Annotated in this window: 20 protein-coding genes; 5 read left to right on the top strand and 15 right to left on the bottom strand. The window is 62.8% G+C overall.

Annotation, left to right across the window (positions count from 1 at the left end; genetic code table 11):
• Positions 1-667: 667 nt before the first annotated feature.
• Positions 668-1,669 (bottom strand): 2-hydroxyacid dehydrogenase, encoded by a 1,002-nt coding sequence (locus EJB06_RS14315; protein ID WP_126074720.1) that lies wholly within the window; start codon positions 1,667-1,669, stop codon positions 668-670.
• Between the two features lie 160 nt (positions 1,670-1,829).
• Here EJB06_RS14315 and EJB06_RS14310 point away from each other — a divergent pair, with 160 nt between their 5' ends.
• Positions 1,830-3,017 carry a GGDEF domain-containing protein gene (locus EJB06_RS14310; protein ID WP_126074719.1) on the top strand — a complete coding sequence of 396 codons (1,188 nt, stop codon included), beginning with the start codon at positions 1,830-1,832 and terminating at the stop codon, positions 3,015-3,017.
• 120 nt (positions 3,018-3,137) lie between these two features.
• On the top strand, positions 3,138-3,551 hold the full coding sequence (locus EJB06_RS14305) for a hypothetical protein (RefSeq protein WP_126074718.1): 414 nt from the start codon (positions 3,138-3,140) through the stop codon (positions 3,549-3,551).
• A 21-nt stretch (positions 3,552-3,572) separates the two neighbouring features.
• Here EJB06_RS14305 and EJB06_RS14300 read toward each other — a convergent pair whose 3' ends face one another.
• Both EJB06_RS14300 and EJB06_RS14295 read right to left on the bottom strand, forming a co-directional pair.
• Positions 3,573-4,058: a phage regulatory CII family protein gene (locus EJB06_RS14300; RefSeq protein WP_126074717.1), complete on the bottom strand. Its 486-nt coding sequence runs from the start codon at positions 4,056-4,058 to the stop codon at positions 3,573-3,575.
• Between the two features lie 65 nt (positions 4,059-4,123).
• Positions 4,124-4,540, bottom strand: coding sequence for a hypothetical protein (locus tag EJB06_RS14295; RefSeq protein ID WP_126074716.1), 417 nt, complete (start codon positions 4,538-4,540; stop codon positions 4,124-4,126).
• Here EJB06_RS14295 and EJB06_RS14290 point away from each other — a divergent pair.
• The 3 genes from EJB06_RS14290 to EJB06_RS14280 are packed head-to-tail and all read left to right on the top strand — an operon-like array spanning position 4,533 to position 6,705.
• Positions 4,533-5,105 (top strand): hypothetical protein, encoded by a 573-nt coding sequence (locus EJB06_RS14290; protein ID WP_126074715.1) that lies wholly within the window; start codon positions 4,533-4,535, stop codon positions 5,103-5,105. The genes EJB06_RS14295 and EJB06_RS14290 overlap by 8 nt on opposite strands.
• Position 5,106: 1 nt before the next feature.
• A complete protein-coding gene (locus tag EJB06_RS14285) occupies positions 5,107-5,895 on the top strand; it encodes a DUF2491 family protein (RefSeq protein ID WP_164557918.1) in 789 nt (262 codons plus the stop codon).
• Positions 5,896-5,940: 45 nt separating this feature from the next.
• Complete coding sequence (locus EJB06_RS14280; protein ID WP_126074714.1) at positions 5,941-6,705, top strand: hypothetical protein; 765 nt, start codon at positions 5,941-5,943, stop codon at positions 6,703-6,705.
• Positions 6,706-6,925: 220 nt separating this feature from the next.
• On the opposite strand, the gene EJB06_RS14275 is transcribed toward EJB06_RS14280, so the two are convergent.
• The 12 genes from EJB06_RS14275 to dnaA form a co-directional block, all read right to left on the bottom strand.
• Complete coding sequence (locus EJB06_RS14275; protein ID WP_229427084.1) at positions 6,926-7,924, bottom strand: phospholipase A; 999 nt, start codon at positions 7,922-7,924, stop codon at positions 6,926-6,928.
• Positions 7,925-8,101: 177 nt separating this feature from the next.
• The gene (locus tag EJB06_RS14270; protein WP_126074712.1) at positions 8,102-8,896 is read right to left on the bottom strand and encodes an HNH endonuclease; all 795 of its coding nucleotides are present in this window, start codon (positions 8,894-8,896) and stop codon (positions 8,102-8,104) included.
• A gap of 81 nt (positions 8,897-8,977) precedes the next feature.
• Positions 8,978-11,806: an Hsp70 family protein gene (locus tag EJB06_RS14265; protein WP_126074711.1), complete on the bottom strand. Its 2,829-nt coding sequence runs from the start codon at positions 11,804-11,806 to the stop codon at positions 8,978-8,980.
• A gap of 8 nt (positions 11,807-11,814) precedes the next feature.
• Positions 11,815-13,656: an Hsp70 family protein gene (locus EJB06_RS14260; protein ID WP_126074710.1), complete on the bottom strand. Its 1,842-nt coding sequence runs from the start codon at positions 13,654-13,656 to the stop codon at positions 11,815-11,817.
• Positions 13,653-14,264 carry a DUF2760 domain-containing protein gene (locus EJB06_RS14255; RefSeq protein WP_126074709.1) on the bottom strand — a complete coding sequence of 204 codons (612 nt, stop codon included), beginning with the start codon at positions 14,262-14,264 and terminating at the stop codon, positions 13,653-13,655. Before EJB06_RS14255 ends, EJB06_RS14260 begins: the two co-directional genes overlap by 4 nt.
• 252 nt (positions 14,265-14,516) lie before the next feature.
• On the bottom strand, positions 14,517-15,674 hold the full coding sequence (locus tag EJB06_RS14250) for a hypothetical protein (protein ID WP_126074708.1): 1,158 nt from the start codon (positions 15,672-15,674) through the stop codon (positions 14,517-14,519).
• 160 nt (positions 15,675-15,834) lie between these two features.
• Positions 15,835-16,434 (bottom strand): TetR/AcrR family transcriptional regulator, encoded by a 600-nt coding sequence (locus EJB06_RS14245; protein ID WP_126074707.1) that lies wholly within the window; start codon positions 16,432-16,434, stop codon positions 15,835-15,837.
• Between the two features lie 5 nt (positions 16,435-16,439).
• Positions 16,440-16,757, bottom strand: coding sequence for a cupin domain-containing protein (locus EJB06_RS14240; RefSeq protein WP_126074706.1), 318 nt, complete (start codon positions 16,755-16,757; stop codon positions 16,440-16,442).
• 304 nt (positions 16,758-17,061) lie between these two features.
• Positions 17,062-17,619: a YcxB family protein gene (locus EJB06_RS14235; protein ID WP_126074705.1), complete on the bottom strand. Its 558-nt coding sequence runs from the start codon at positions 17,617-17,619 to the stop codon at positions 17,062-17,064.
• 38 nt (positions 17,620-17,657) lie between these two features.
• Positions 17,658-20,150: a DNA topoisomerase (ATP-hydrolyzing) subunit B gene (gene gyrB, locus EJB06_RS14230; protein WP_126074704.1), complete on the bottom strand. Its 2,493-nt coding sequence runs from the start codon at positions 20,148-20,150 to the stop codon at positions 17,658-17,660.
• Between the two features lie 170 nt (positions 20,151-20,320).
• Positions 20,321-21,427: a DNA polymerase III subunit beta gene (gene dnaN / locus EJB06_RS14225; protein ID WP_126074703.1), complete on the bottom strand. Its 1,107-nt coding sequence runs from the start codon at positions 21,425-21,427 to the stop codon at positions 20,321-20,323.
• A gap of 181 nt (positions 21,428-21,608) precedes the next feature.
• Positions 21,609-23,024 (bottom strand): chromosomal replication initiator protein DnaA, encoded by a 1,416-nt coding sequence (gene dnaA, locus EJB06_RS14220; RefSeq protein WP_126074702.1) that lies wholly within the window; start codon positions 23,022-23,024, stop codon positions 21,609-21,611.
• Between the last annotated feature and the right edge of the window lie 488 nt (positions 23,025-23,512).

Genomic DNA, 23,512 nt, shown 5'->3' with positions numbered 1-23,512 from the left:
ATGACATAACGTGAAGGGCTTCGAATGGAACCACAAGCGCGTTTACGCTACAGCTGCGCGCGAGCCAAACCCCAGGTCGTCACTAATGCGCACCCGGGCGCTGGAGACTCCCGGCGACGCGATCGCTGGTGCAGATTTGTCAGTCAAAACCGTCTACAGGGAAACCCAAGTCAGCCTGCTTCCGTACCCCTTGAAGCGGGAGGTCGACGACGTTCGATGACGGCAGTCTTGCGCGAAGCCGAGCGTTTTCTTGAACGAGTTCCAAAATCTTGGCGTCAGCCACCACCAAGAGGGACATAGCGTGATCGCGTTATGCAGTCACTTCATCAGTTCGAAACTTCTGGGAACGATTCTTGTTCCGTTGACCGGCAATAGTTTTCGCTTGCGATTTGCCTGGCACAACAGGGTGATCGTGGAGCCAGGTTGTCTTTCGGCTATCAGGGCTGGATAGCGCGATTTGTTGAGGGCAGACGGATCGCAGCCAGTGTCCTTGGCAACGTTATTCTGGGACATCAAAGTGCCTTTCGCCAGCCGAAGTGGCTGATTCGATTTGAGGCGCTCAAAGGCATCGCGGAAGGCTTGCTCCGCTCGCCCAACCATCACAGTGTCATTAGGAGCTGATTATTCCAGTCATGTACGGTCTCCGGCTTGTGCCGACAGGATGGGCTCAAGGAGCGATTCTATTAGCACAATGTATGCCTCCAATAAAACACTCGATATTCCCCAACGTCACCTCCGCAATCTCGCGCATCGCCTCCACCGTAAAGAAACCCTGGTGCCCTGTGACCAGCACGTTCGGAAAGGTCATCAAGCGCTGGAACACATCGTCCTCGATGATATCGCCCGAGCGGTCGTGGAAGAACAGCGACGCTTCCTGCTCGTACACGTCGATCGCCAGGAAGCCCAGCTGGCGCGATTTGAGGGCCTCGATCACGGCCGGCGTATCGATCAGCGCGCCGCGCGAGGTATTGACCAGCATCGCTCCGCGCTTCATGCGCGCCAGGCTGTCGCGGTTGATCATGTGCCGGGTCGCATCGAGCAGCGGACAATGCAGCGAAACGATGTCCGATTCCGCCAGCAAGGCCGGCAAGTCCACCAGCGTCCCCAGCGCGTCGAATTCGGGCGCCGGATACGGATCGTGCCCGAGTACGCGGCAGCCGAAGCCCTTCAGGATGCGCGCCGTGGCCAGCCCGATCTTGCCGGTCCCGACCACCCCGGCGGTCTTTCCGTGCAGATTGCTGCCCAGCAGTCCATCGAGCGAAAAATTTCCCTCGCGGACACGCGCATACGCGCGGTGCGTGTTGCGGTTGAGCGTCAGGATCAGCGCCAGCGTATGTTCGGCCACCGCTTCCGGCGAATAGGCCGGCACGCGCGCGACGAAAAATCCCAGCCGCTGCGCGGCCTCGATATCGACGTTGTTAAACCCCGCGCAACGCATCAGCAGCGCGCGCACGCCCAATCGGTGCAGTGCTTCCAGTACCGGCGCATCGAGCCGGTCGTTGACGAAAGCGCATACCGCGTCGCAGCCCTGCGCCAGCGCCACCGTGTGCAGCGCCAGCGCCGCTTCCTGGTACACCAGTTCGATATCCCGGCCCGCATCGCGCGCCGCCAGCGCTTCGTCCAGAAAGCGCCGGTCGTAGGGCTGGGTGCTGAAAATGGCGATTTTCATGGTCCTTGCTTTCCGCTTGATTGAGATGATTCATCATAGCCCGGACCGGCCTGTATCTCCACGCGCACGCGGATAACGACATGCATGCAAGCCATGCGCTGTGCGCGCACGCTCACGCGTATGATGGGCTGGCCGCCTCAACTCATCTTCCGCGCCGCCCATGCTGAAAATCGATCCGGAGTTACTCAATAACGCCAGCCTGTCGCCGCACCGGCGCGCTCTGGAGCAGGGATATCGCTGGCTGCGTTTCGACGACGAGCTGGAACAGCAATTCCGCGCATTCTATCTGCAGGGGCATGTGGCGCGCGTGCGCCTGGTGACGTATATGTGCATCGTCCTGTTCCTGCTGTTTGTGATCCTCGACCTGGCCACCTTGCCGGCGTACGTGTCGGCGCGCACGGTCAGCATCCGCCTCGCGCTGATTATCCCGAGTCTGATCGTGGTGCTGCTGGCCAGCTACCGCGCCGTCTGGCGTGCGCATCTGGGAACGGCGGTCTTCGCGGCCGCCCTGGTCATCGGACTGAGTACCGTCGCGGTGATCGGCAGCGCGCTCGCTGTCGGCTACCAGATCCCGTACGAGGGCATCCTGCTGGTGGCCTTGTTCGTGTACCTGATCGCCGGCCTCACATGGCGCCGCGCGCTGCTGGTCAATGTGGTGACCTTGTGCGCCTTCGTGATCATGGAATTCTGGCTGCAAACCGATCCCCGCGCGCGCCTGTACCAGATCGTGTTCATGTGCGCGGCCAATGGGGTGGGCGCGTACGGCGCCTACTTCCTGGAACACAGCATCCGCACCACCTTCCTGGTCAATACCCTGCTGCATGAACTGGCGGCCCTCGACGGCCTGACCGGACTGTCCAACCGGCGCACCCTGAATATCCATCTGGAGCGCATCTGGCGCCAGGCCCTGCGCGACCGCCAGGCGGTGGCGATCGCCATGATCGATATCGATTATTTCAAGCGTTATAACGACCGCTACGGACACGCGCCCGGCGACGCCGCCCTGAAAGCCGTCGCCGATGTCATCGCCGCCCAGGCGCGCCGCCCGCTCGACCTGACCGCGCGCTACGGCGGCGAGGAATTCGCCGTGGTGTGGTACGACCCGGTCCCCGGCGAATTGCGGGCCATGGGCGAGGCGCTGGCGGCGGCGGTGGCGGCGCTGCGGATCGCGCATCTCGACAGCGAGCTGGGCAGCCTGAGCGTGAGCGTGGGCGTGACCATCGGCCTGCCCTGCGCCGGCGACAATGCCGCAGCCCTGCTGCGCGCCGCCGACCAGGCCCTGTACCAGGCCAAGCGCCAGGGCCGCAACCGCGTGGTGGTCAGCGAACCGGTTCCCGCGCTGGTGTAGCGGAGAACAGACATAAGCCGTCCGGCAACACCTTGTTTCATCTTCCCATTCAGTGGATATGTTTACCGCAATTACTTTTTGTTATAGTGTCGACATTATTTGAACAGCGGAGATTTGCACATGAATGGAGCAGGTGGCACCAGCGGCGGCACGGGCCAGTTTTTTCTCGGCCTGATCATGATGTGCGGGGGCTTCTATTTACTGCTTAACGGAATCGTGGTCAGCTCGAATTTCGGTTTCAGCTCGCGCTTGTTCAGCGTCGGCTCCGGCTACGGGATCAGCGGCGGGATGGTGATGATTCCGATGATGATCGGCATCGGCATGGTGTTCTACAATTCCAGGAATTACCTCGGCTGGCTGATCGCCCTGTGCTCGTTCGCGGCGCTGGTCTTCGGCGTGATTTCCTCGGTCAACATGAGCCTGCGCACCATGTCGGCCTTCGAACTGATCTGCATCCTGGTGCTGGCGATCGGCGGACTCGGCCTGTTCCTGCGTTCGCTCAAGCCGTCCGCACCGCCGCCGCCGGCGCGCTAGGCCGCCGGCCAGGCCGCGACCTCAGGTCGCGCCGGTCCGCATGCGCAAGCGCGCGCGCCATTCACCCAAGGCCGACAAAGCGGAATGAAATTCGCGCTCGATCAGGTCCGCTTCGGCGCTGGTGACCACGCCATCCATCAGCGCCTCAGACACGGCCTCGGCCACGGCCCCGACTTCGCTCATGACCCGGCACACCGTCTGCGACAGGTCGTCGCGGCCCACCTGTTCCGGCTGCGGCACGATGAAGGCGGCCATGCCGTGCCGGTTCAGCAGGGCATGCAGCGGCATCATCGCTTCCTGCACCCCGGCCTTGTGGCAATGCTCGACGATGACGGAAACTTCCTCGAACGAGGGGTAATGTGATGAAATGGTGGGCGAGAGCTTGTTGCGCAGGACATTGGCGGAAATGCCGATGTCCTTGGCCAGCATCTCCAGGCCGCCCGGATAGCGGCGCGCCACGCTGTACAGCGCATCGTGCTGGTTCATGTCCAGATATTTACGAGTCATGGTGAATCTTGCCTGTTTTTACCGGTGCATTGGCAGACTATGTGCTGTTATGCTTCTTTCAACCTTCAACCCGGCCTACGAAAAATGAAGTCAACCCAGATCATGTTGCTGCTGGCGCTGCTGCTACCCGCCGCGACCACCGTCACGGCCGCGGCGAAGCCGTCGTCCAGTTCGAGTTCGCGGTCGAGCTCAGGTTCGAGCTCGTTCAAGAGTGGATTTTCCTCCCAAAAATCCAGTCCTACAAGTAGCAATCGGTCAACATCGTCGAAGAACACGTCGTTTGGCTCCTTCGGCAGCCGTTCTTCGGAGCCGGCGCCGCAAAAGTCGGGTTCGGCCTGGTCGCAGGGCGGCAGTGCGGAGTCGGGCAAGGCGGAGAAGAAGGGATCGTTCGGCGGTTTCGGCTCCTTTGGCGGGGCGCCGGCCCGGCAAGACAGCGGCGCGCAGCAAAAGTCGGATTCGGTGCTGTCGCAGCGCTTGAACAAGAGCAGCGCCGAGGCGAACGCCTTGCGCACCCTGGAAGCGCGCCGCGCGGCCGAGCAGGCGGCGAATGCGCCGCGCGACATCCGGCCGGTGCCGCCGATCCAGCCGGGCGGCCAGTACGGATCGCAGGGGGCGGGGCAGTATGGCAATAGTGGGCAGTATGGCAATAGTGGGCAGTACAGCGGTAACCGGAATGGCCAGTACAACGGCAATTCGATGCCGGCGCCGATTATCGTCCCGCAGAATAATAACAACGGGATGGGCAATGCGATCCTCGGTTTCCTGCTGGGCCGCTCGATGTCCAATTCGCATGCGGGCAGCGGCTATCCGGGCAATACCAGCAACAGCGGCATGACCGGCAGCGCACCGGGCAGCAGCGCCAGCATGCCCGGCCCCGCCGGCGCGGTGCAGGCAGCGCCGGAACGCTCGCTCGGCGCATCGATGCTGCGCACCTTCGTGTGGCTGGTGATTCTGTCGGTGCTGGGCTGGATCGCTTATCTGGGATGGAAGTTTTTAAGGCGCGGCAAGGCGCCAAGCACGGCAAACTATTCTTTTGACAGGAACTGAGATGGGTTGGAAGAACGCATTCGACTATATGCGCGGCATCGCCGGCAAACATGGCGCCGATGGCAAGGTCCGGCGCGAAGACGAGGGCTTGCCCATGGGGGCGCGCATCGGCGGCATGCTCAAGCTGCAGATGTCGCCGCTGATCCGGGCCCAGGCCAACGGCTCGCTGATCGCCATGCCGCGCGACACCGATACCCTGATCCAGGCGGTATCGCAGATCAAGCTCAATCTGGCGGGCGGCCTGTATCGCTATTACCTGGCCAAGGGCGACGATGACGCCAAGGAGAAGTTCTTGCAGTTGTACGCCGACGAAAAAAACCAGGTCGCCGAGATCATGTACTGCACCCAGCTGGCGCGCGTGATTCCCGAGACGGCGGACGACCAGGATGCCTACACCGGCCGTGCCGGCTATGGCCTGGGCGACCAGACCTACACCCTGTGGCGCGAGCAGCTCGGCGACGTCGGCCTGAGCGCGGACGAACTGGCCACGGTATTCGGCGACAGCGACCGCCTCGATTATGTGCGCGACGCGGGCGAGCGCAATGCCGCTTTCGTGAGTCCCTTCAAGGGCACCGAAACCCGGATCGACGATGCCGGCGGAGTCAAGGGACTCAAGCAGGAAATGTATTTCATGCCGTACGTGCGCGAATTGCCGGGCGGCGGCAGCGAATATTTGCTGATCACGACGGAGATCCTCTCCAGCGTGAATGGCGATCACTCGAAACGCGGTATCCATGTCGATTTCGTCATTGGCTTACCGGTGGAGCAAGAACGGGTCGTTATCCAGTAACGGCGCGGTAAAGGCAGTTTTATTTAACAACGAAAGGGATTCAAGATGAGCAATGCAAGTGGATGGGGACTGACGGCGCGTTTGATTTCGAAGCACTTCGGCGTGCTGGGCGACCGTATATCGTCAGCGATCGCCAATTTTGACCCTGAAACGGCGACCGAAGCCGACCGCGACCGCCTGGCGGACACCCTGCGCGCCACCGCGCAAGTGCTGGCATCGGCGCGTTCCTCTTTCGAAAAGGAACACCAGGATGTGGTCAAACTGCGCGCCCTGATCGACAACGACGAAAAAGCCACGGCAACCCTGGCCGAGCGCCTGGCCGCCGGCAAGATTTCGGAAGCGACTGTGACCTTGTTCTGCGACGAACTCGAAGCGAACAAGAGCCGCCTGCCGCAAGAAATCCAGGAAGAAGCCGATGCCAAGGCCTACATGGACGAGCTGCAAAAGGTCATCGACGCGCTCTCCAAGCAGCTCGCCGAGTTCGACGCCCAGGCCAAGAAAGCGCTGCAGCAGCTGGCTGCGGCCCAGGCCCAGAAGGATCTGCAGGCGATGCGCGCCGAGCGCCAGAGCCAGCTGGCCGGCCTGACCGGCATGCGCGGCAATTCGACCGCCCTGAACGCCCTGACGCGCCGCGCCCAGGAAGTGAGCAACGAAGCCGAAGGCATGCGCATCGTCGCCGACATCGGCCAGAAGCCGCTCGACCAGGCTGCGGAACTCGATGCGATCCGCAAGTCGGTGCAGAACGATACGGCCGGCGAAACCGCGCTGCAACGCCTGCAACGCCTGTCGGGTAAACCGGCGGTTGCATAAGGTCAGTAACACGGCCACTGCCGGTAGCACCGTCATTCCCGCCATCGGCAGAAATGACTTCCCGCGCAGGCGGGAATCCAAGCCATGCCCGCCTAGCGACAAACTTGGATTTTCCGCCAAGGGGCCCGCCGAGGCCGAGAATGACAGAGCCAGGCGGCGGCGGTCAACGTGAAAACGGCCTCTTTCGAGGCCGTTTTTTATACTGACGCCAGAAGGCGGATCAGAAATCGACGGTAAAGCCGGCGCCCACCGAACGCTGCGAGTAGTTATAGTCGATCAGGCTCTGTCCGTAACCCGAAAACACCTGCACATAGCCTTTCAGGTTGGTCGCCAGCGGATACGCGATCGCGGCCTGGATCGCGCCGTGGTCGGTCGACATATTCCGGCGCGCCATGATCGAATATTCATAGCCATCCTTGCGATAACTGGCGCGCACGTCGCCGCGCGCCAGGTAGTCGGTGATGTCCGGATTATCGTTGTTGGACTTGGCGTTATCCAGGCGGCGCCACAGGCGCGCGGTGAGGGCGAAATTGCCGTTATCGACGCCGAATTCGGTGTACATCCGGTTCCAGCTGCGCGACAGGGTCGAGGTCTGGCCGTTCGACTGGTGAATCAGGCCGAAATTGACGAAGCGCAGGTTCATCCCGCCGAACGATTTATTGATCGGCACCACCGCCATGACTTCCGGCTGGTAGTTGGTTTCGCGGAAGGGGCTCGATTGCGAACGGTTGTACGCCTGCCAGAAGCTCTGCTGGGTATAGCCGAGCCAGATATCGACCGGCAAGCCGGCGACTTTCTCGGCCGCCTTCATTTTCAGGCTGAGCTGATAGGTCAGTTCGACGCGCTTGGTTTTCAGGCCGGACGGAGTGAAGTCGCGGTAGGGCGCGTCGTTCGACGAGGTGCTGTAGTTGGCCACCAGCAGGTAGTTCTCGCGGTGGGGACGCACGGCAAAGGTGCCGCGGCGCGAGGCGTCGCTCAGCTCCCACAATTGCTCCAGGCGCGAAATCGGCGTTTCCGGCGGCGCCGGGGTAGCCGATGCGACAGCCGGGATCGGCTTGGCCGGCTCGGCGGCGGCTGCCGCGCGCTTGGCCGGGTCGGCGGCCACGGTCGGGTCCGGCGTCGGGTTGCCGGCGACCGTCTCGGCCGTCGCGGCCTTGGTCAGCGTGTCGAAACATCCCAGCCGCGCGCTCGGGTCGCCAAGCACGGAGCAGCGCAGCATTTGCTGCTCCAGCTCGCCCGCCTGGGCAATGCCAGTGGAAATAAAAAGGGTAGTAAGAAGGAGGGGCAATCGGGCGGCGCGCATGTGGGATGTTTCTAAAATGACAAAAGGGAGCTTACTGTAGCGCAAGCCGGAAAAAGATGTCGCGCTGCATGATTTGATGCGTGCGGTGTCGCTTTACGCATCGTCGCGCTCGTCGATGAACTCGGCGTTATCGAGCAGGATGGATTCCGGCACTTCAAGCACGAGGCGGCGGATTTTTTCGTACAGCATCAGGCGGAATTCGTCGCGGTCCAGGGACAAATGGCAACGCCGATGGCAATTCGGGCACAGGGCGGCGCTGTTCGAGGTTGTATCCGAACCGTGGCTGGCCAGCGGCATGACGTGGTGCACTTCCAGGTAGGGAAAGCCATCGGTGCCCATGAACGGCGCCGGCATGTCGCAGCCTTCGCAGATGCCGTCGGCGACCTTGAGCACCCAGGCCTTGACCGCAGGATCGCGCACATAGCGCAGCGACTGCGTCAGCACTTGCGCGGGCGCGGCCGAGCCAAGCGGCACGCTGCCGGTGCCGGGTTGACGCAGCAGTGCCGTGACCTTGTGCGCCAGTTCGCGTTCGTCGGCGGTGCGCTGGAACATCGTCAGCGTTTCCAGGCCGTTCGCTTCCAGCATCTGTTCGATGCGCAACTTAACGCTGCTGCCGACGTTGCGTGCAGGCCGGTAACCGGCAATGTGCGGCAGGCGCAAATCGAACAAGGTGGAGGAAATATTTTGCATGCGAAATTCGACAGCGGACTTGGTGCGCCCGGCCAGCGCCGTCTCGCGCAATTGCCGGTTCACTTCCGCTTTATTGATGGACTCGCCAGCCAGCTCGCGGCGCAGCATCGCCACGTAGGCGCGCACCGAGGCGGCCAGTTCCGCGTCGGTCCAATCCGAACTCTTGGTCGACGCCTCGGGCGGAGAAGAAACTGGCATCTGGACGGTTGGGCACGCTCGATAAGGGAACGCAGCCAGTGTACCAGGTGTTCAATTTCTTTTTGCATAAGAGAATCAGCGTCAGGCGATCAGCTTCAAGCCCGGCGGCAGCGATTCGCCCAGGATCCAGCGCTCGGTGGCCTGGTCCAGCTGCACCACCTGCTGCACCATGGTGATGGTGGCCGGCGGCGCGTTGATCGCCAGCAGGCGCTGGACGATGCGTTCGCGCAGTGCCGGCGGCAGGTCGCGCGCGCGGTCGTCGGTCATGCGCGCCAGGTGCACGGCGGCAAAGGCGGCCGACTCGACCTTTTTCCAGTCGAGCGCCAGGATGGCGTCGAGCCAGCCTTCCACCACCTCGGTCGGCACCACGTCGTGCGTGCTGCCGTGGAAGGGCTGGCGCGCGCCGATGCGGCCCAGCGCCCACAGGTAGCGGCTGGCGCTGGCGTTGTCCTTTGCTGTCACGGCCGGCGCCGCCTGTATGCGCTCGAGCAGCCAGCCGCCGATCTCGGCCTTGTAGTCGACCGGAATCCGTTCGAGCGAGGCGCCCAGGCGCAGCATGTCCTCGTCGCTGCCCGCCACGACGGTAGCGCTGGCCTCGCCGCCTTCCTTGTTCGTCTGCAGGTTGAAGGCGAAATCGTCGAGCAGGCGCAGCTGTTCGGTCGCGCCCAGACCGCCCGCGACGCGGCGCCACAGGGTCCACCATTCGGCGCGCGCCTGCTTGTCGTCGGCATGGCGCACGCCGGATTCGAACAGGGTCCACAATTGCTCCAGGCGCCAGTCGTCGAGCGCATGGCCGAAGCCCGGGCGCAGGCAATAGCCGGCCAGGTTCAGCCAGACGCGTTCATGCTCGGCCGAGCGCTGCCGGCCGCGCGCGCGTTGCCACAGGGCGTCGAACAGCTGGCGCAGCAGCGACGTCGGCCATTGCTCGCGCTCGCCCAGCAGTTGTTCCAGCTGCGCGCGCAGTTGCTTGACCTCTTTCGCCGTGACCTGCTGCCCTTTCTTGCCGAAGATGCGGTCGATCTTCTCGAGCGCGGCCGTCAGTTGCGGCGATGGCGCCCCTTCCGCCCTGTCGTTTTCGCCGGCGGCGTTGTCGTGGCGCAGGTCGAATTCCAGCAGCCAGCGCTGGCTCGCATCGGTGAGGTTGACGCAGTGCATTTCCAAGGTGCCGACTTCGGTCAGCGCGGTCGCCAGCTGCACCGCGGTTTCCTGCTTGTTGCCTGCGGACCTGGCGCCTTTCAGCACGGTTGCGATCGGCGGCAGGCGCACGTATTTCGGATCGTCGAGGTCGACCAGCTCGCCCGGCGCGGGCGGGGCATCGGCGCCGTCGGCGTTCGAGCTCATCACATGGAAGCGCACCGGCTGTCCCAGTCGCAGGGCGAAGGTGCGGCCGTCGAGCAGGATTTCGCGCCCGGTTTCGCTGCCGCGCGGCAGGATGCAGATGCCGCGCTTCGGTCCTTTTTTGGCCTCGGCCTCGTCCAGCACGAGAAAATAGCTGCGCGCCGCGCCGGCGTCGATGCGCGGCGCCTCGCCTTGCAGCGCCAGGGCATACGCCACCGCGCCACGGGCCACGGCCACGTCCGGATTGTCGTTGTGCAGCAGGCGCAAGGGCGCGCCGCGCCAGTGGCCCAGGGTTTCCTGCAAGCGTTCCACCAGCGCGGCGGCGCGGAACACCCCGCCGTTGAGCAGCAGGGTGTCGGGCATGGCCGAGCCGTCGTCCTGCGCCGCTTGCAGGGCGCTGGCATGCTGCCGCAAGAAATCGGCGATGTGGCGGGTGACGGCCGCGTCGCGCGCGTACGGCAAGCCGAACTCGACGATGCCGGCGCGCGCCTGCTGCACGCGGTCGGTTGCCGCCGCCAGCGGGAAAAAACCGTCGACGATGATACTGCCGACTTCTTCTTTCGTCAGCGCCACCGAACGCATGCCGCCGATCATGCGCGACCCGGAACCGAGCAGTGTCACCTGCGCCTGGTCCGGTGCGTCGGCCGCCAGCAATTGTTCCTTGGCGGCGCGGCAGCGTTCCATCAGTTGCGACAGGGCGCTCGACGATAGTTGCGGCCGAGCCTGGTCCGGGCCCGCCATCTGCGCCATTTTTGCCTCGGTCACATGGGCCAGCGCCAGGTCCATATTGTCGCCGCCGAGCATCACGTGGTTGCCCACGCCGATGCGCGTCAGCTGCGGCTGGCCATCGTGCAGGTCGACCTTGATGAGGCTCAGGTCGGTGGTGCCGCCGCCGACGTCGCACACCAGCACCATGCGCGTCTGCGCCAGTTCGCCGGCCAGCTCGCCGCGGTGGCGGAACAGCCAGTCGTAGAAGACGGCTTGCGGTTCTTCCAGCAGGCGCAGCCGGGGCAGCCCGGCCTGGCGCGCCGCGCTCAGGGTGAGTGCGCGCGCGCCTTCGTCGAAGGAGGCCGGGACTGTCAGCACCAGGTCCTGCTGTTCCAGCGGACTGGCGGGAAACCTGCTGTTCCACGCCGCCCGCAGGTAAGCCAGGTAGCTGGCGCTGGCATCGACCGGCGACACCTTGGCCACCTCGGGTGCGGCGCCCCACGGCAGGATCGGCGCCAGGCGGTCGACCGCCGTGTGCGACAGCCAGCTCTTGGCGCTGGCCACCAGGCGTCCCGGCACTTGCGCACCGAGACGGCGCGCCAGCTGGCCGAAGACCACCGGCTGGGTTTGCGCAGCATCCTGCTGCCACGGCAAGCGCGTATCGGCCGCCGGCAATTCGGCGTCAAGCGGGTGGTAGCGTACCGAGGGCAGCAGCGGCAGGGCGGCCACTTGCCCCGGCGCCACCAGTTGCTCGATTTCGAACAGGGTAATCGCGGCGCGCCCCTCAGGCCCATCGACAGGCGCATACGCCACCACGGTATTGGTGGTCCCGAGGTCGATGCCGACGATGTACTGGCGCGCCACGTCCTGCCCTAGTTGTTGCCGCGCACGTCGAACTCCACCTTCCAGCGCTCCTCGCCCTGGACGGCTTGCGCCACCAGTTCCAGGGTGCCGGTATCGGTGGCAACGGCGGCCAGGGTCACCGCGACCACGTCGCCGGCCTGGCGGCCTTCGGCGGGCAGGGTGGCCTGGATTTCGCCGACTTCCTGCATCTCGTCCGGATGCCAGAAGTCGAGCAGGTCGCCCAGGCGGTCCTGGCGCCGTACCGACGAGCCGAAGAAGCGCAGGGTGATCGCGTGTCCGACCACCAGGCCGAACTGCTGGGTCTTGAGCTGGGCTTCGATGCCTTCTTCCATGCCGAACGGTGCCACGCACAGCAGCTGGATCGGCGGTTCGAAACCGGGCACGGCCGGCATCGACGATTCGATCGCCACATAGTAGGCACGCGCGGTGCCGCCGCGAATGCGGATGCCCTTGCCGCGACGCACGTAGCCGTAGTAGGCGGCGCCGCGCGCCACGGCCAGGTCGAGGTCGGCGCCGGTGAGCATGCGCGCGGGTTGCGCGCCTTCGCCGGCCAGCCAGTCGTTGAGGGTGGTCAGCGTGCGTTCGGCCAGCACGTCCGACTTGAACACGCCGCCGTTGAACAGCACGGCGGTCGGGTGCAGGAAGCTGGCGCCCTCGCTGGTGGTGCCGGCGAAGCCTTCCAGCTCGGCCGTGGCATTGGCCTGGCGGCCCAGCAGGGCGGCCAGGTGGCGGGTCACGCCGGCATCCTGCGCGTAGGGCAAGCCCAGCTGCACGAGGCCGCCGCGCGGACGGCTGACCGGGCGCGCCGCCGCTTCCACCTGCGGGAAGAAGCCTTCGAGGATGGTGGCGCGCACTTCGTCCTGGGTCAGCTCGGTGCGGATCGAACCGCCGATCAGTTTGGAGCCGCGGCTCGGCACGACGATCGGCTGGGTGGCGAGGTTGGCGTCGCTGAGCAGGTTTTCCTTGGCGGCGCGGCAAGCATAGGCCAGCGCCCGCATTTGCCAGGCGTCCAGCTGGGTGCCGGTGGCCGCGACCTTGCGCGCCACCAGGTGGGCCAGCGCCAGGTCCATATTGTCGCCGCCGAGCAGGATATGGTCGCCGACGGCGATGCGGTGCAGTTCCAGGTTGCCGTCGCGCTCGAGCACGGTGACCAGCGAAAAGTCGCTGGTGCCGCCGCCGACGTCGATGACGAGGATGATGTCGCCCGGCTTGGCATCCTTGCGCCAGCGCCCGCCGCTGTTCTGGATCCAGTTGTAGAGTGCCGCCTGCGGCTCTTCCAGCAGGGTCAGGTTGACGTAGCCGGCGGCCTTGGCCGCTTCCACCGTCAGCTCGCGCGCGGCCGGGTCGAACGAGGCCGGAATGGTGACGGTGATGTCCTGCTCGTCGAACGGCGCTTCCGGATGGGCAGCATCCCAGGCGTTGCGCAGGTGCGCCAGGTAGCGGGTGGACGCTTCCAGCGGCGACAGCTTTGTCACTTCCGGCGGCGCGTCGCTCGGCAGGATGGGGGCGCGGCGGTCCACGCCGGGATGGCACAGCCAGCTCTTGGCGCTCGACACCAGGCGGATCGGGGTCTGGGCGCCGCGCGCGCGGGCGAATTCGCCGACGGCGTAGTCCTGGCCGCTGGTCCATGGCAGGTTGAGGGCGCCGGGCGGCAATTCGTCGCCGTGCGGCATGTACAGGAAGGAGGGCAGCAGGTGGCCGTTGCCGACCGCGCCGGCGTCGACCAGTTGCGGAATCTCGAGCACGCCGTGGGAGGTCTTTTCGCCATCGCTGGCGGTCAGGTCGACATAGGCCAGGGCGCAGTGGGTGGTGCCGAGATCGATGCCGATCGAGAAGCAGGCGTTGCTCACAGTTCCACCTCCGCCTGGGCCAGCACGGTGGCGTCGTGGCCGGCGGCCAGGGTGGGCAGGCGCACCTCGGCCGCGCGCCAGCCGCGATGGCTGATGCTGCCGTTGAACGGGGCCTTGCCGACCACGTTGCCGGTCAGGCGTACGGCGCGGGCGTCGAAACCGTCGTTCAGGGTGACGCGGCTGCCTTCGGCTTCGTCGCGCACGGGGACGATGGTGAAGTGTTCGCGCAGCACCTTGGCGCAGCCTTCGTGGACCACCCGCGCGGCGGCGCCGATGTCGGCGTCCGAAAAGCCGCTCAGGTTTTCCTGGGTAAAGTCGATCAGGCGGGCATCGCGCTGGAGCAGGGACAGCAGCTGCAGGGCGGTGTCCGGCGTCGGGGCGATTGGTTTTGGCACAGGCGCAGGCGCTGGTGCTGGCGCTGCGGCCGGAGCGACTGGCGCGGGAGTTGGCGCGGGCATGCCATCACGCACGCGTTCGATGCGGCCGGCGAAGCCGGCATCCGACAGCGCGCCGAAAAAGGCGCCGAAAGCGATCGGAATACGGCGCAGGAAAGAAGGCGGGTTGTTGTCCGGGGACGGGTGATGCGAATTCGGCGACGAGTCGATCATCAATTACTCCTGAGTATGCCGGCTGTATGTCGGACTGATGTGGTTGGCCGGGCTAGCGAGCCGCAGGGCCGGAACCGGGATTGTATGCTGTATAAGGCCTGAATCTGCGAACGGCCTGAATTTATGCTGCGCGGCAGTATAAATCATTTGATGGCGCAAATGCGCGATGGCGCTCCTGCTCCTGAATGCAAAAACCAGGCGCGCGGCCTGGTTTTGCTGTGCCGGTGCGCTCGGATGAGCGCGCCTGGCCGCTTAGCGTGCTTCCTTGACGGTTTTGACGCAGGCGCGGTATGCGTTCGCGCACGGCAGGAATTCCGACTTTTCCGGCTTGATGCCTGGATTGGTGGCCTGGGCTTTCTCCTTGACGGCGGTTTTGCAGCTGGCGTAGGTGGCCTTGCAGGCGCCCAGCGGGGTGCTGTCGACCAGCGGCTGGACATCCTCGCTGACGCACTGCTTGTATTCCACCTTGCATTCGACTTTGGCGGCCTTGGGATCGGCCGTGGTATCGGCTTCGGCAACGCACAGGTTCATCTCGGTCTGGCAATTGAGTTTGGCCGATTTGATTTTGGCGCCGGTATCGAGGCCCAGGAAGGCGGGCAGTTCCGGCGTCAGCTGGTCGAGGCAGGTCTGGGTTGCCACTTTTTGCAGGGTGGCGACGGCGTCGTAGTCGTTTGCCTTCCACGCGCTCAGCGTGCGCGGCGTGGAGACATACGTGCAGTTGCGCACGGTATCCGGCACTTTGCGGAAGAAGGTGTCGGTCGCGCCTTCGGGGCGTTTGCTGATTCGGGCCGAGAAACGCAGCACATATTCTTCCTCGTGCGCCTGATCGGCCATGAGCTCGTGATACAGCAAATGCCAGCCGAGCGGCGTGATGACCATCGCATTTTTGCGCGGGGTAGCACCGCTGCCTTCATTTTCGGCCAGTACGGCAGTGATTTTTTCATCGAGCGCTTTGGGCAAGTCTGTCAGCAGGGGGCTGACCAGATTCTGCGGCTTGCCTGAATCTGTTACAGGGTCGCCCAGATAGCTTTCCTTGCCGTGCATCTGTCCGCTGCCCCCGATCACCGACAGGGCGACGCGCCCGATGTTGCCGCCGACTACATGCGAGCGGCGCACGATATGCAGCATGGTCAGGTCCTCCCCGGTGGAGGTGACATACAACAGCACGGGCCCTTTTGATACAAAGCCACGGGCGCCGGCAGGCGCTGCGGCAGGCGCGCCTGGTTCGGTGCTGTTTTGGGCGAAGGAAGGAATGGCGACGGCGGAGATCGCGGTCACGAAAAGGGGCAGGAAGAGCGTGCGGAGGGTGGCGTTCATCGTTGACAGTGATTGGTCGATGCGTGGCCGCTGGGCGGCACATCGGGATCGGAGACAGGGGAAATGGTCTGATGCGCAGGAAACGCGCGGCATCTAAGCTGATAGCACTTGCATTATAGAATAGATACTTAACTAAAGGTAACTATAGCCCGATGAATGATGCTTTACTGTGGCGAATGCAACACGGTGAAGGATGAAGGGGCATCAGGCCTGTCCGAGTCGGGCGAGGCCGTGAAATCCGTTCCGCTTGCCCTTATGGTGCGGGGTTCGTCACCAGCTTCAGGACCGTATTTGCCCTTTCCCGAAATGCCGCGGCCGGCGCGCTGTGCATCAAGGATACTGCCATGATGCCTTCGAAAGAGGCAAAGATGGTCTCCGCGAGATCGCGTTCAGGTATGCCGCTTGGCAACCGCAACGCGTCTTTGCCGTTGCGCAAGACGGCCTCCAGCCAGTCGACGTTTTGCTTCACAAACAGGCGCAACTCGTCAATGCAGGCTTGCTCCTGGAACGACGGTTCGCGCACCAGCATCAGGTACAGGCACGGACGGCTGCCATCGTCCAGCATGCCGGCGAACAGTTCGGCATACAGCCGGAGCTGCTCGCTTGCGGGCCCGGTCGCCGCGATGGCCGACAGACGGGCGGCCTGGTCCTCCCGATACAGTTGCAGCGCCTGGCGCGCCAGGTCTTCTTTCGATGTGAAATGGTGGTACAGGCTGGGTGCTTTGATTTGCAGGCAGTCGGCGATCTGCCGCATGCCAAGTCCGCTGAATCCACGTTCCTGGAACAGGCCGATCGCGGCGCCGAGAATGGTTTCGCGGGTGAGCGGGGAATGGCTTTTTTTCGCAGGGGGCATGGCGTTTACTCCAGCATCTCGATGCCGCCGTGGTGGGCGACGAACAGCAGCGTTTCTTCCAGTGCGCAAGCTTCATGCGCATCGCTTCCCTGAACCTGCAGCACATCTCCGGCGCGCATCTCGACATCGTTAAAGCGAATCGCGCCCGCTATCACGAAGATCTGCTCCCATCCATGATGGGAGTGGGTGGGGAAGCGGGCTCCAGCCTGAAACCTGGCAAGGTAGCCGCCATCGCCATCGTTGCCGTTCCAGGTCGGGCAGATCTGCACGCCGGTAATGCCCGAATCGGTCCAGGCGCGTTCTTCTTGTCTAGCCAACATCATTTTACGACTCCGGTAAATAATCGATAGGCGCAACTTTAACTAACGTTCGTTAGGTTGTCAACAATGACCCACCTGAGCATGAATCGAGAGGAGGCTATTGCGGATTTATCGGAACCGCTTTGCGGAAATAGCGAAAGATGCTGGAGCGATGGCCGAGGTCAGGGCAGGCGCGGGCCCGATGCCGCCCTCAATGACATCTCATCAAAAGCCAGTCGACAGGACGTGCTGGGCCGCACCGGGAGTCCGGGGTACATCCACGGGTCGGTAAAGAACGGGAGAATCTCATGTTCGCGTGAAAATGCGGTCATGGCGCCTCAGTACTGAGGACCATCTTCCGATTGACTGCTACCCAGAACTTCTCGTGGTCGCCCTCGTCATGGAAGGCGCGTTTTGGGATGACAAACGCGGTAAGCGACGTCGTGTAAATGACAATGTATCCGTGCCTGCGCACGGCTTTTCGCATCCATTGCCAAAAGTGCAATGATTTCGCAAACCTTGATTCTTCATACAGCGCGTCGTGACGGAGTTCGATCACTTTACGCGTCAGCATTGTCTGGTTGTTTCCTAAACGAAGATAGATCGCCAGGAAAATCAATTGAATGATCCAGCAGGCCAGAAAGGCCATTACAGCCATCAGGGACGTGACGACAATCGGCTCATCCGCATCGGCAAAGAAAAACAACAGCAGTGGTGCAAGAGCCAAGAACAAATGCACCGTCAACGACCGAAGCTGGTGCGTAACGTTGAATATCAACAGGTCCTTGAACCCAAGCTCGAACTCGACGCGCAAACGCACTCCTGCTTGTGATCTGAGCCAATATTCAGCAATCCAGTCATAACCTGGACTGCTGAAAAAAAGCATGTCGCTGTCACCAGGATAGGTACCTGGCGAGCGCCGGATTACGCGTCGATATTCCCCGCCCGCAGCGCATTCGACTCGATAAAGTTCCTGCGCGGCTCAACCTCATCGCCCATCAAGGTGGTGAAAATCTGATCCGCCGCGATCGCGTCCTCGATCTGTACCTTCAGCAAACGGCGGACGGTCGGGTCCATCGTGGTTTCCCACAGCTGGTCCGGATTCATCTCGCCCAGCCCTTTGTAGCGCTGCTTGGTCACGGTGCGTTCGGCTTCGTCGCGCAGCCACTGCATCGCGTGGTGGAAGTCGTCGACCGCCGATTCCTTCATGCGGTCGCCTTCGCCGCGGCGGATAAACGCGCCTTCGCCGATCAAGCCCTGGAAGGTCGCCGCCGCACTGGCCAGGGTCGCGTAATCGGCGCCCTGTACGAAGTCGGCGTCGATCGAACTGACCTGGATATTGCCGTGGTGCATACGCTCGATGCGCAGCGCGTGTTTTTCGCTCAGGTCGTCCGAGCGCACGGTCACTTTGACGGCTTTGTCGTCGATCATCTTTTCCATCGCGGCCGCCGAGACTTCGGCGTTTTCCAGCGTATCGAGATTGAGCGAGACACCGGTCATGATGGCGGTCAGCGCGGCGCGGTCGATCACGCGCGTCAGGCGCATCATGATCGCATTCGACAGGTTGAACTGGCGTACCAGTTCCGCCAGCGGCTCGCCCGAAATCGTGTCGCCGCCTTCGCGCGGGGTCAGGACGGCGCTGTTCAGGGCCACCGTCATCATATAGCTCGCTTCTTCCACGTCATCCTTCAGATAACGCTCGTCGCGGCCCGCCTTCACCTTGTACAGCGGCGGTTGCGCGATGTAGATGTGGCCGCGTTCCACCAGTTGCGGCATCTGGCGGTAGAACAAGGTCAGCAGCAGGGTGCGGATGTGGGCGCCGTCGACGTCCGCATCGGTCATGATGATGATGCGGTGATAACGCAGCTTGTCGACGTTGAATTCGTCCGGTCCGATCGAGGTGCCGAGCGTTGCGATCAGGGTCGTGATCTGTTCCGACGACAGCATCTTTTCGAAGCGCGCCTTTTCCACGTTCAGCACCTTGCCGCGCAGCGGCAGGATGGCCTGGAATTTACGGTCGCGCCCCTGCTTTGCCGAGCCGCCTGCCGAATCACCCTCGACGATGTACAGTTCGCACAGGGCCGGGTCTTTTTCCTGGCAGTCGGCCAGCTTGGCCGACAGGCCCAGGCCGTCCATCACGCCTTTGCGGCGGGTCAGGTCGCGCGCCTTGCGCGCCGCTTCGCGCGCACGCGCCGCTTCCACGATCTTGCCGCAGATGATCTTGGCGTCGTTCGGCTTTTCCATCAGGTAGTCGGTCAGCGTCTTGGCGACGATTTCCTCGACCGGGCCGCGCACTTCGCTCGATACCAGCTTGTCCTTGGTCTGCGAGCTGAATTTCGGCTCCGGCACTTTGACCGACAGTACGCAGGTCAGGCCTTCGCGCATATCGTCGCCGCTGATTTCGACCTTGGCTTTCTTGGCGAATTCGTGCTCGTCGATGTATTTGTTGATCACACGCGTCATCGCCGCGCGCAGGCCGGTCAGGTGGGTGCCGCCGTCGCGCTGCGGGATGTTATTGGTGAAGCACAGCACCTGTTCGTTATACGCGTCGTTCCATTGCATGGACACGTCGACGCTGATATTCGTGCCCTGGTCGGACTGGCGCTCGCCGGTGGCCTGGAACACGGTCGGGTGCAGCACCGTCTTGGCCTTGTTGATGTATTCGACGAAGCCGCGCGTGCCGCCTTCGAAGGCGAATACTTCTTCCTTGCCGGTGCGCTGGTCGGTCAGTTTGATATTGACGCCGTTATTCAGGAACGACAGTTCGCGAATCCGCTTGGCCAGGATTTCGTAGTGGAATTCGACGTGCGTGAAAATCTCTTCGTCGGCCCAGAAGTGGACGTCGGTGCCGCGCTTGTCGGTTTCGCCGATGACCTTGATCGGGGACACGGCAACGCCGTCGATCATCTCGATTTCGCGGTTTTGCGGCACGCCGCGCACGAATTCCATGTAATGGACCTTGCCGTCGCGGCGGATGGTCAGTTTCAGCAGTTTCGACAGGCCGTTGACGCAGGATACGCCCACGCCGTGCAGGCCGCCCGAGACTTTGTAGGAGTTCTGGTCGAACTTGCCGCCGGCGTGCAGTTCGGTCATGACGATTTCGGCCGCGCTGCGCTTCGGTTCGTGCTTGTCGTCGAATTTGAGGCCGGTCGGTACGCCGCGCCCGTTATCGGTGATCGAAATCGAATTGTCCGAATGGATCGTGACGTGGATTTCGGTGCAGTGACCCGCCAGCGATTCGTCGATTGAGTTGTCCAGCACTTCGAACACCAGGTGGTGCAGGCCGGTGCCGTCCGAGGTGTCGCCGATATACATGCCGGGGCGCTTGCGCACCGCTTCCAGACCTTCGAGGATCTGGATCGAGGCGGCTCCGTATTCTTCGGTCTTGGCGGGGATTGCTGGTGTGTTCTCGGACATGGACTGCTTTCTCAAAAAACGATGTATCGGGTGCTAAGTGTCGGAACCGCTAGCCCGTCGTTCCCGCGCAGGCGGGAACCCAAGTTGCATGCGCCGCAGGTAGCGCTACGAACTTGGGTTCCCGCCTTCGCGGGAACGACGGATCTTAGGTTCCCGGTGTTGCTTCCTGCTTAAATCCGCATCGGCATGACGACGTACTTGAAGTCGGCGTTATCCGGAATCGAAATCAGCGCCGACGAATTCGAATCGCCCAGCGCGATGTTGATCTGGTCGCACTTCAGGTTGTTCAACACGTCCAGCAGGTAGGTCACGTTGAAACCGATGTCGACGCTGTCGCCGCCGTAATCGATTTCCAGTTCTTCGACCGCTTCTTCCTGGTCCGCATTGGTCGAGCTGATCTTCATGCTGCCCGGGCTGATGATGCAGCGTACGCCCTTGAACTTGTCGCTGGTCATGATCGCCGCGCGTTGCAGCGAACGCAGCAGCTCATCGCGGCCGATCGTGAAGTCGTTCTTGTAGCCCTTCGGAATCACACGTGTGTAATCCGGGAACTTGCCTTCCACCAGCTTCGAGACCAGCTCGATGTCGGCGAAGGTCAGCTTGACTTGCGAAGTCGAAATATCCAGCTGGACCGTTTCGTCGCTTTCTTCCAGCAGGCGCTGCAGCTCGATGATGGTCTTGCGCGGAATGATGACTTCCTGGCGCGTGAATTCCTGCTCGGTCTCGACCTGGCAGAACGCCAGGCGGTGGCCGTCGGTCGCCACGGCGATCACGTTGTGGCCGTCGAGCACCAGCAGCAGGCCGTTCAGGTAGTAACGGATATCCTGTTGCGCCATCGAAAAGTGCACCATGTTGAACAGGTGCTTGAGCGTCTTTTGCGGCAGGGTCACCGTGGCGTTGTAGGTGTCCGCGACCGAGACGGTCGGAAATTCTTCCGCCGCCAGGGTTTGCAGCGCGAAGCGCGATTTGCCGGTCTGCACCGTCAGGCGCTTGTTCAGCAGGGTCATCGTGACGTCGCCCGACTCGGGCAGGGCGCGCAGGATGTCGAGCAGCTTGCGCGCGGCCACGGTGGTACCGGCCACATCGGCACCCGAGCCGATGCTGGCGTGCGTCGTGATCTGCACTTCGGTGTCCGTCGACAGGAACGAGACGTTTTCGCCGTCCTTGCGGATGAGGATATTGGCCAGAATCGGCATAGTGTGCCGACGCTCGACAATACCGCTCACGATCTGCAGTGGCCGGAGAAGGGTATCTCGGGTGGTTTTGACCAATTGCATAGTAATCCTCGGTAGAGTTGTCAGAAATGTACTGTATGGCCCGGTAAGCAGTGCCGCCACGCCCGCCGCCCCCGGCAAGCAGGCTTGCCCCGGGGCTGACAACGCAACAACAGGGCCACGGTAACCTTGCTGCTAATGCTATATTTTGCCAGAAATTGCCGTTCGCACATTAATTTGAACTTTAGCCCTTCAGTGTCTGTTCCAGGACGTGTAATTCATGGTTGCATTCGGCGTTCTTGGTGCGGTCGAGCGCGATCTTGCGCACCGCGTGCAAGACCGTGGTGTGGTCGCGTCCGCCGAACAGTTCGCCGATTTCCGGCAAGCTCTTCTGGGTCAGTTCCTTGGCCAGGTACATCGCGATCTGGCGCGGCCGCGCAATGTTCGCGGGACGGCGCTTGGAATACATGTCGGCCACCTTGATGCTGAAGAAGTCGGCCACCGTCTTCTGGATGTTTTCCACCGAGATCTGGCGGTTCTGTACCGACAGCAAATCCTTCAGCGCTTCCTTCACCACGTCGATGGTGATGTCCTTGCCGTGGAAGCGCGAGTACGCCAGGATCTTGCGCAGCGCGCCTTCGAGCTCGCGCACGTTCGAGCGCAGGTGCTTGGCCACGAAAAACGCCACGTCGTCCGAAAACGTCACGCCTTCGGACTGGGCTTTCTTCAGCAGGATCGCCACCCGCATTTCGAGCTCCGGCGGCTCGATCGCCACCGTCAGGCCGGAATCGAAACGCGAAATCAGGCGGTCGTCCATGCCCGTAATTTCTTTTGGATACGTATCGCTGGTGATGATGATCTGCTTCTTCGCGGCGATCAGCGCCTCGAAGGCGTAGAAAAACTCTTCCTGGGTGCGGCTCTTGCCGCCGAAGAATTGAATATCGTCGATCAGCAGCATGTCCAGCGAATGGTAGTAATGCTTGAAGTCGTCGAAGCCCTTGCGCTGATAGGCGGTGACGACGTCGCGTACATACTGTTCCGCGTGGATGTAGCGAATCTTGGCGCCCGGCTGGTCGGCCATCACCTGGTTGCCGATCGCGTGGATCAGGTGGGTTTTACCCAGGCCCACGCCGCCGTAGAAAAACAGCGGGTTGTAGCTCACGCCCGGATTGTTGGCCACCTGGATCGCGGCGGCGCGCGCCAGCTGGTTGGCCTTACCGGTGACGAAGCTGTCGAAGGTCAGGTCGGTATTGACGCGGCTCTGCTCGCGGCGCGGGGAATTGCCGATGTTGAACATTTCCGGAGCGGCTAGATTGTCGGCCGTGCCGCTGCCATTGCCGGGACCAGGGTTGATGGTGCCGGGCAGCGGGCCGTCGTTCGGGGCCGGATGCGGCGCCACCGGTTTTTTCGGCAGCGCGTTACGCGGGTCGAGCACGAACTGCACTTCGGTCGGCGCTTCCCAGTACTGGGAAGCCAGGGCCGTGATGCGGTTGGCGAACTGCGACTTCACCCAGTCCAGCTTGAAGCGGTTCGGTGCTGCGATGCGCAACTTGCCGTCCTCGTAGTCGAGGGCAACCAGCGGTTTGATCCACGCACTGAATTGTTGCGGCGTCAGCTCCAGTTCCAACTGCGCGGAACAGGTCTGCCAAAAATTTTCCATGAATCTTCTGTCTGAATAAGGTGTGGAGGGGCGGTTCGATGATGCTTCGCTAGCGCATGCTTTGCGAGCGGTTCGCCACACGTAACACGCTATTCTACCCGCGACCGCCCGAGTTATCCACAGGCACGCCGCTTATTTTCGATGCAGGGACAACGTGGCAGAGAGGAAATGGCCGGAAATCAAGTTGTCTTGAAAGCAAGCCGGGCGTCGGGTCCCTGCAACGCGCGCTGTGTTTTCCTGTCCACAATTGCCATCCGAAAATCCGGCTATCGGGCCGCCAAAGCGCCGCCATCCTTGACAAAACGGGGCAAAATGCGTTCTAATCCAAGGTTCCCCGCCCGTACTCCGTGCAAATGAGTCAGTCCGCATCGACTCGTAGCTGTGGCTTAGCGGGTAAATATGAGTATTTTTGCTGTGGCGTGACGCTGGCTTAACATCTGCGAAATGTCATTGGCGCCGAAAACTGACGGGACGTCAGACCCGATTTT

The organism is Massilia atriviolacea (assembly GCF_003953935.1).
Lineage (GTDB): Bacteria > Pseudomonadota > Gammaproteobacteria > Burkholderiales > Burkholderiaceae_D > Telluria_A > Telluria_A atriviolacea.
Note: the sequence above shows the minus strand (reverse complement) of the source record. Positions and strands in the feature narration are given on the sequence as shown.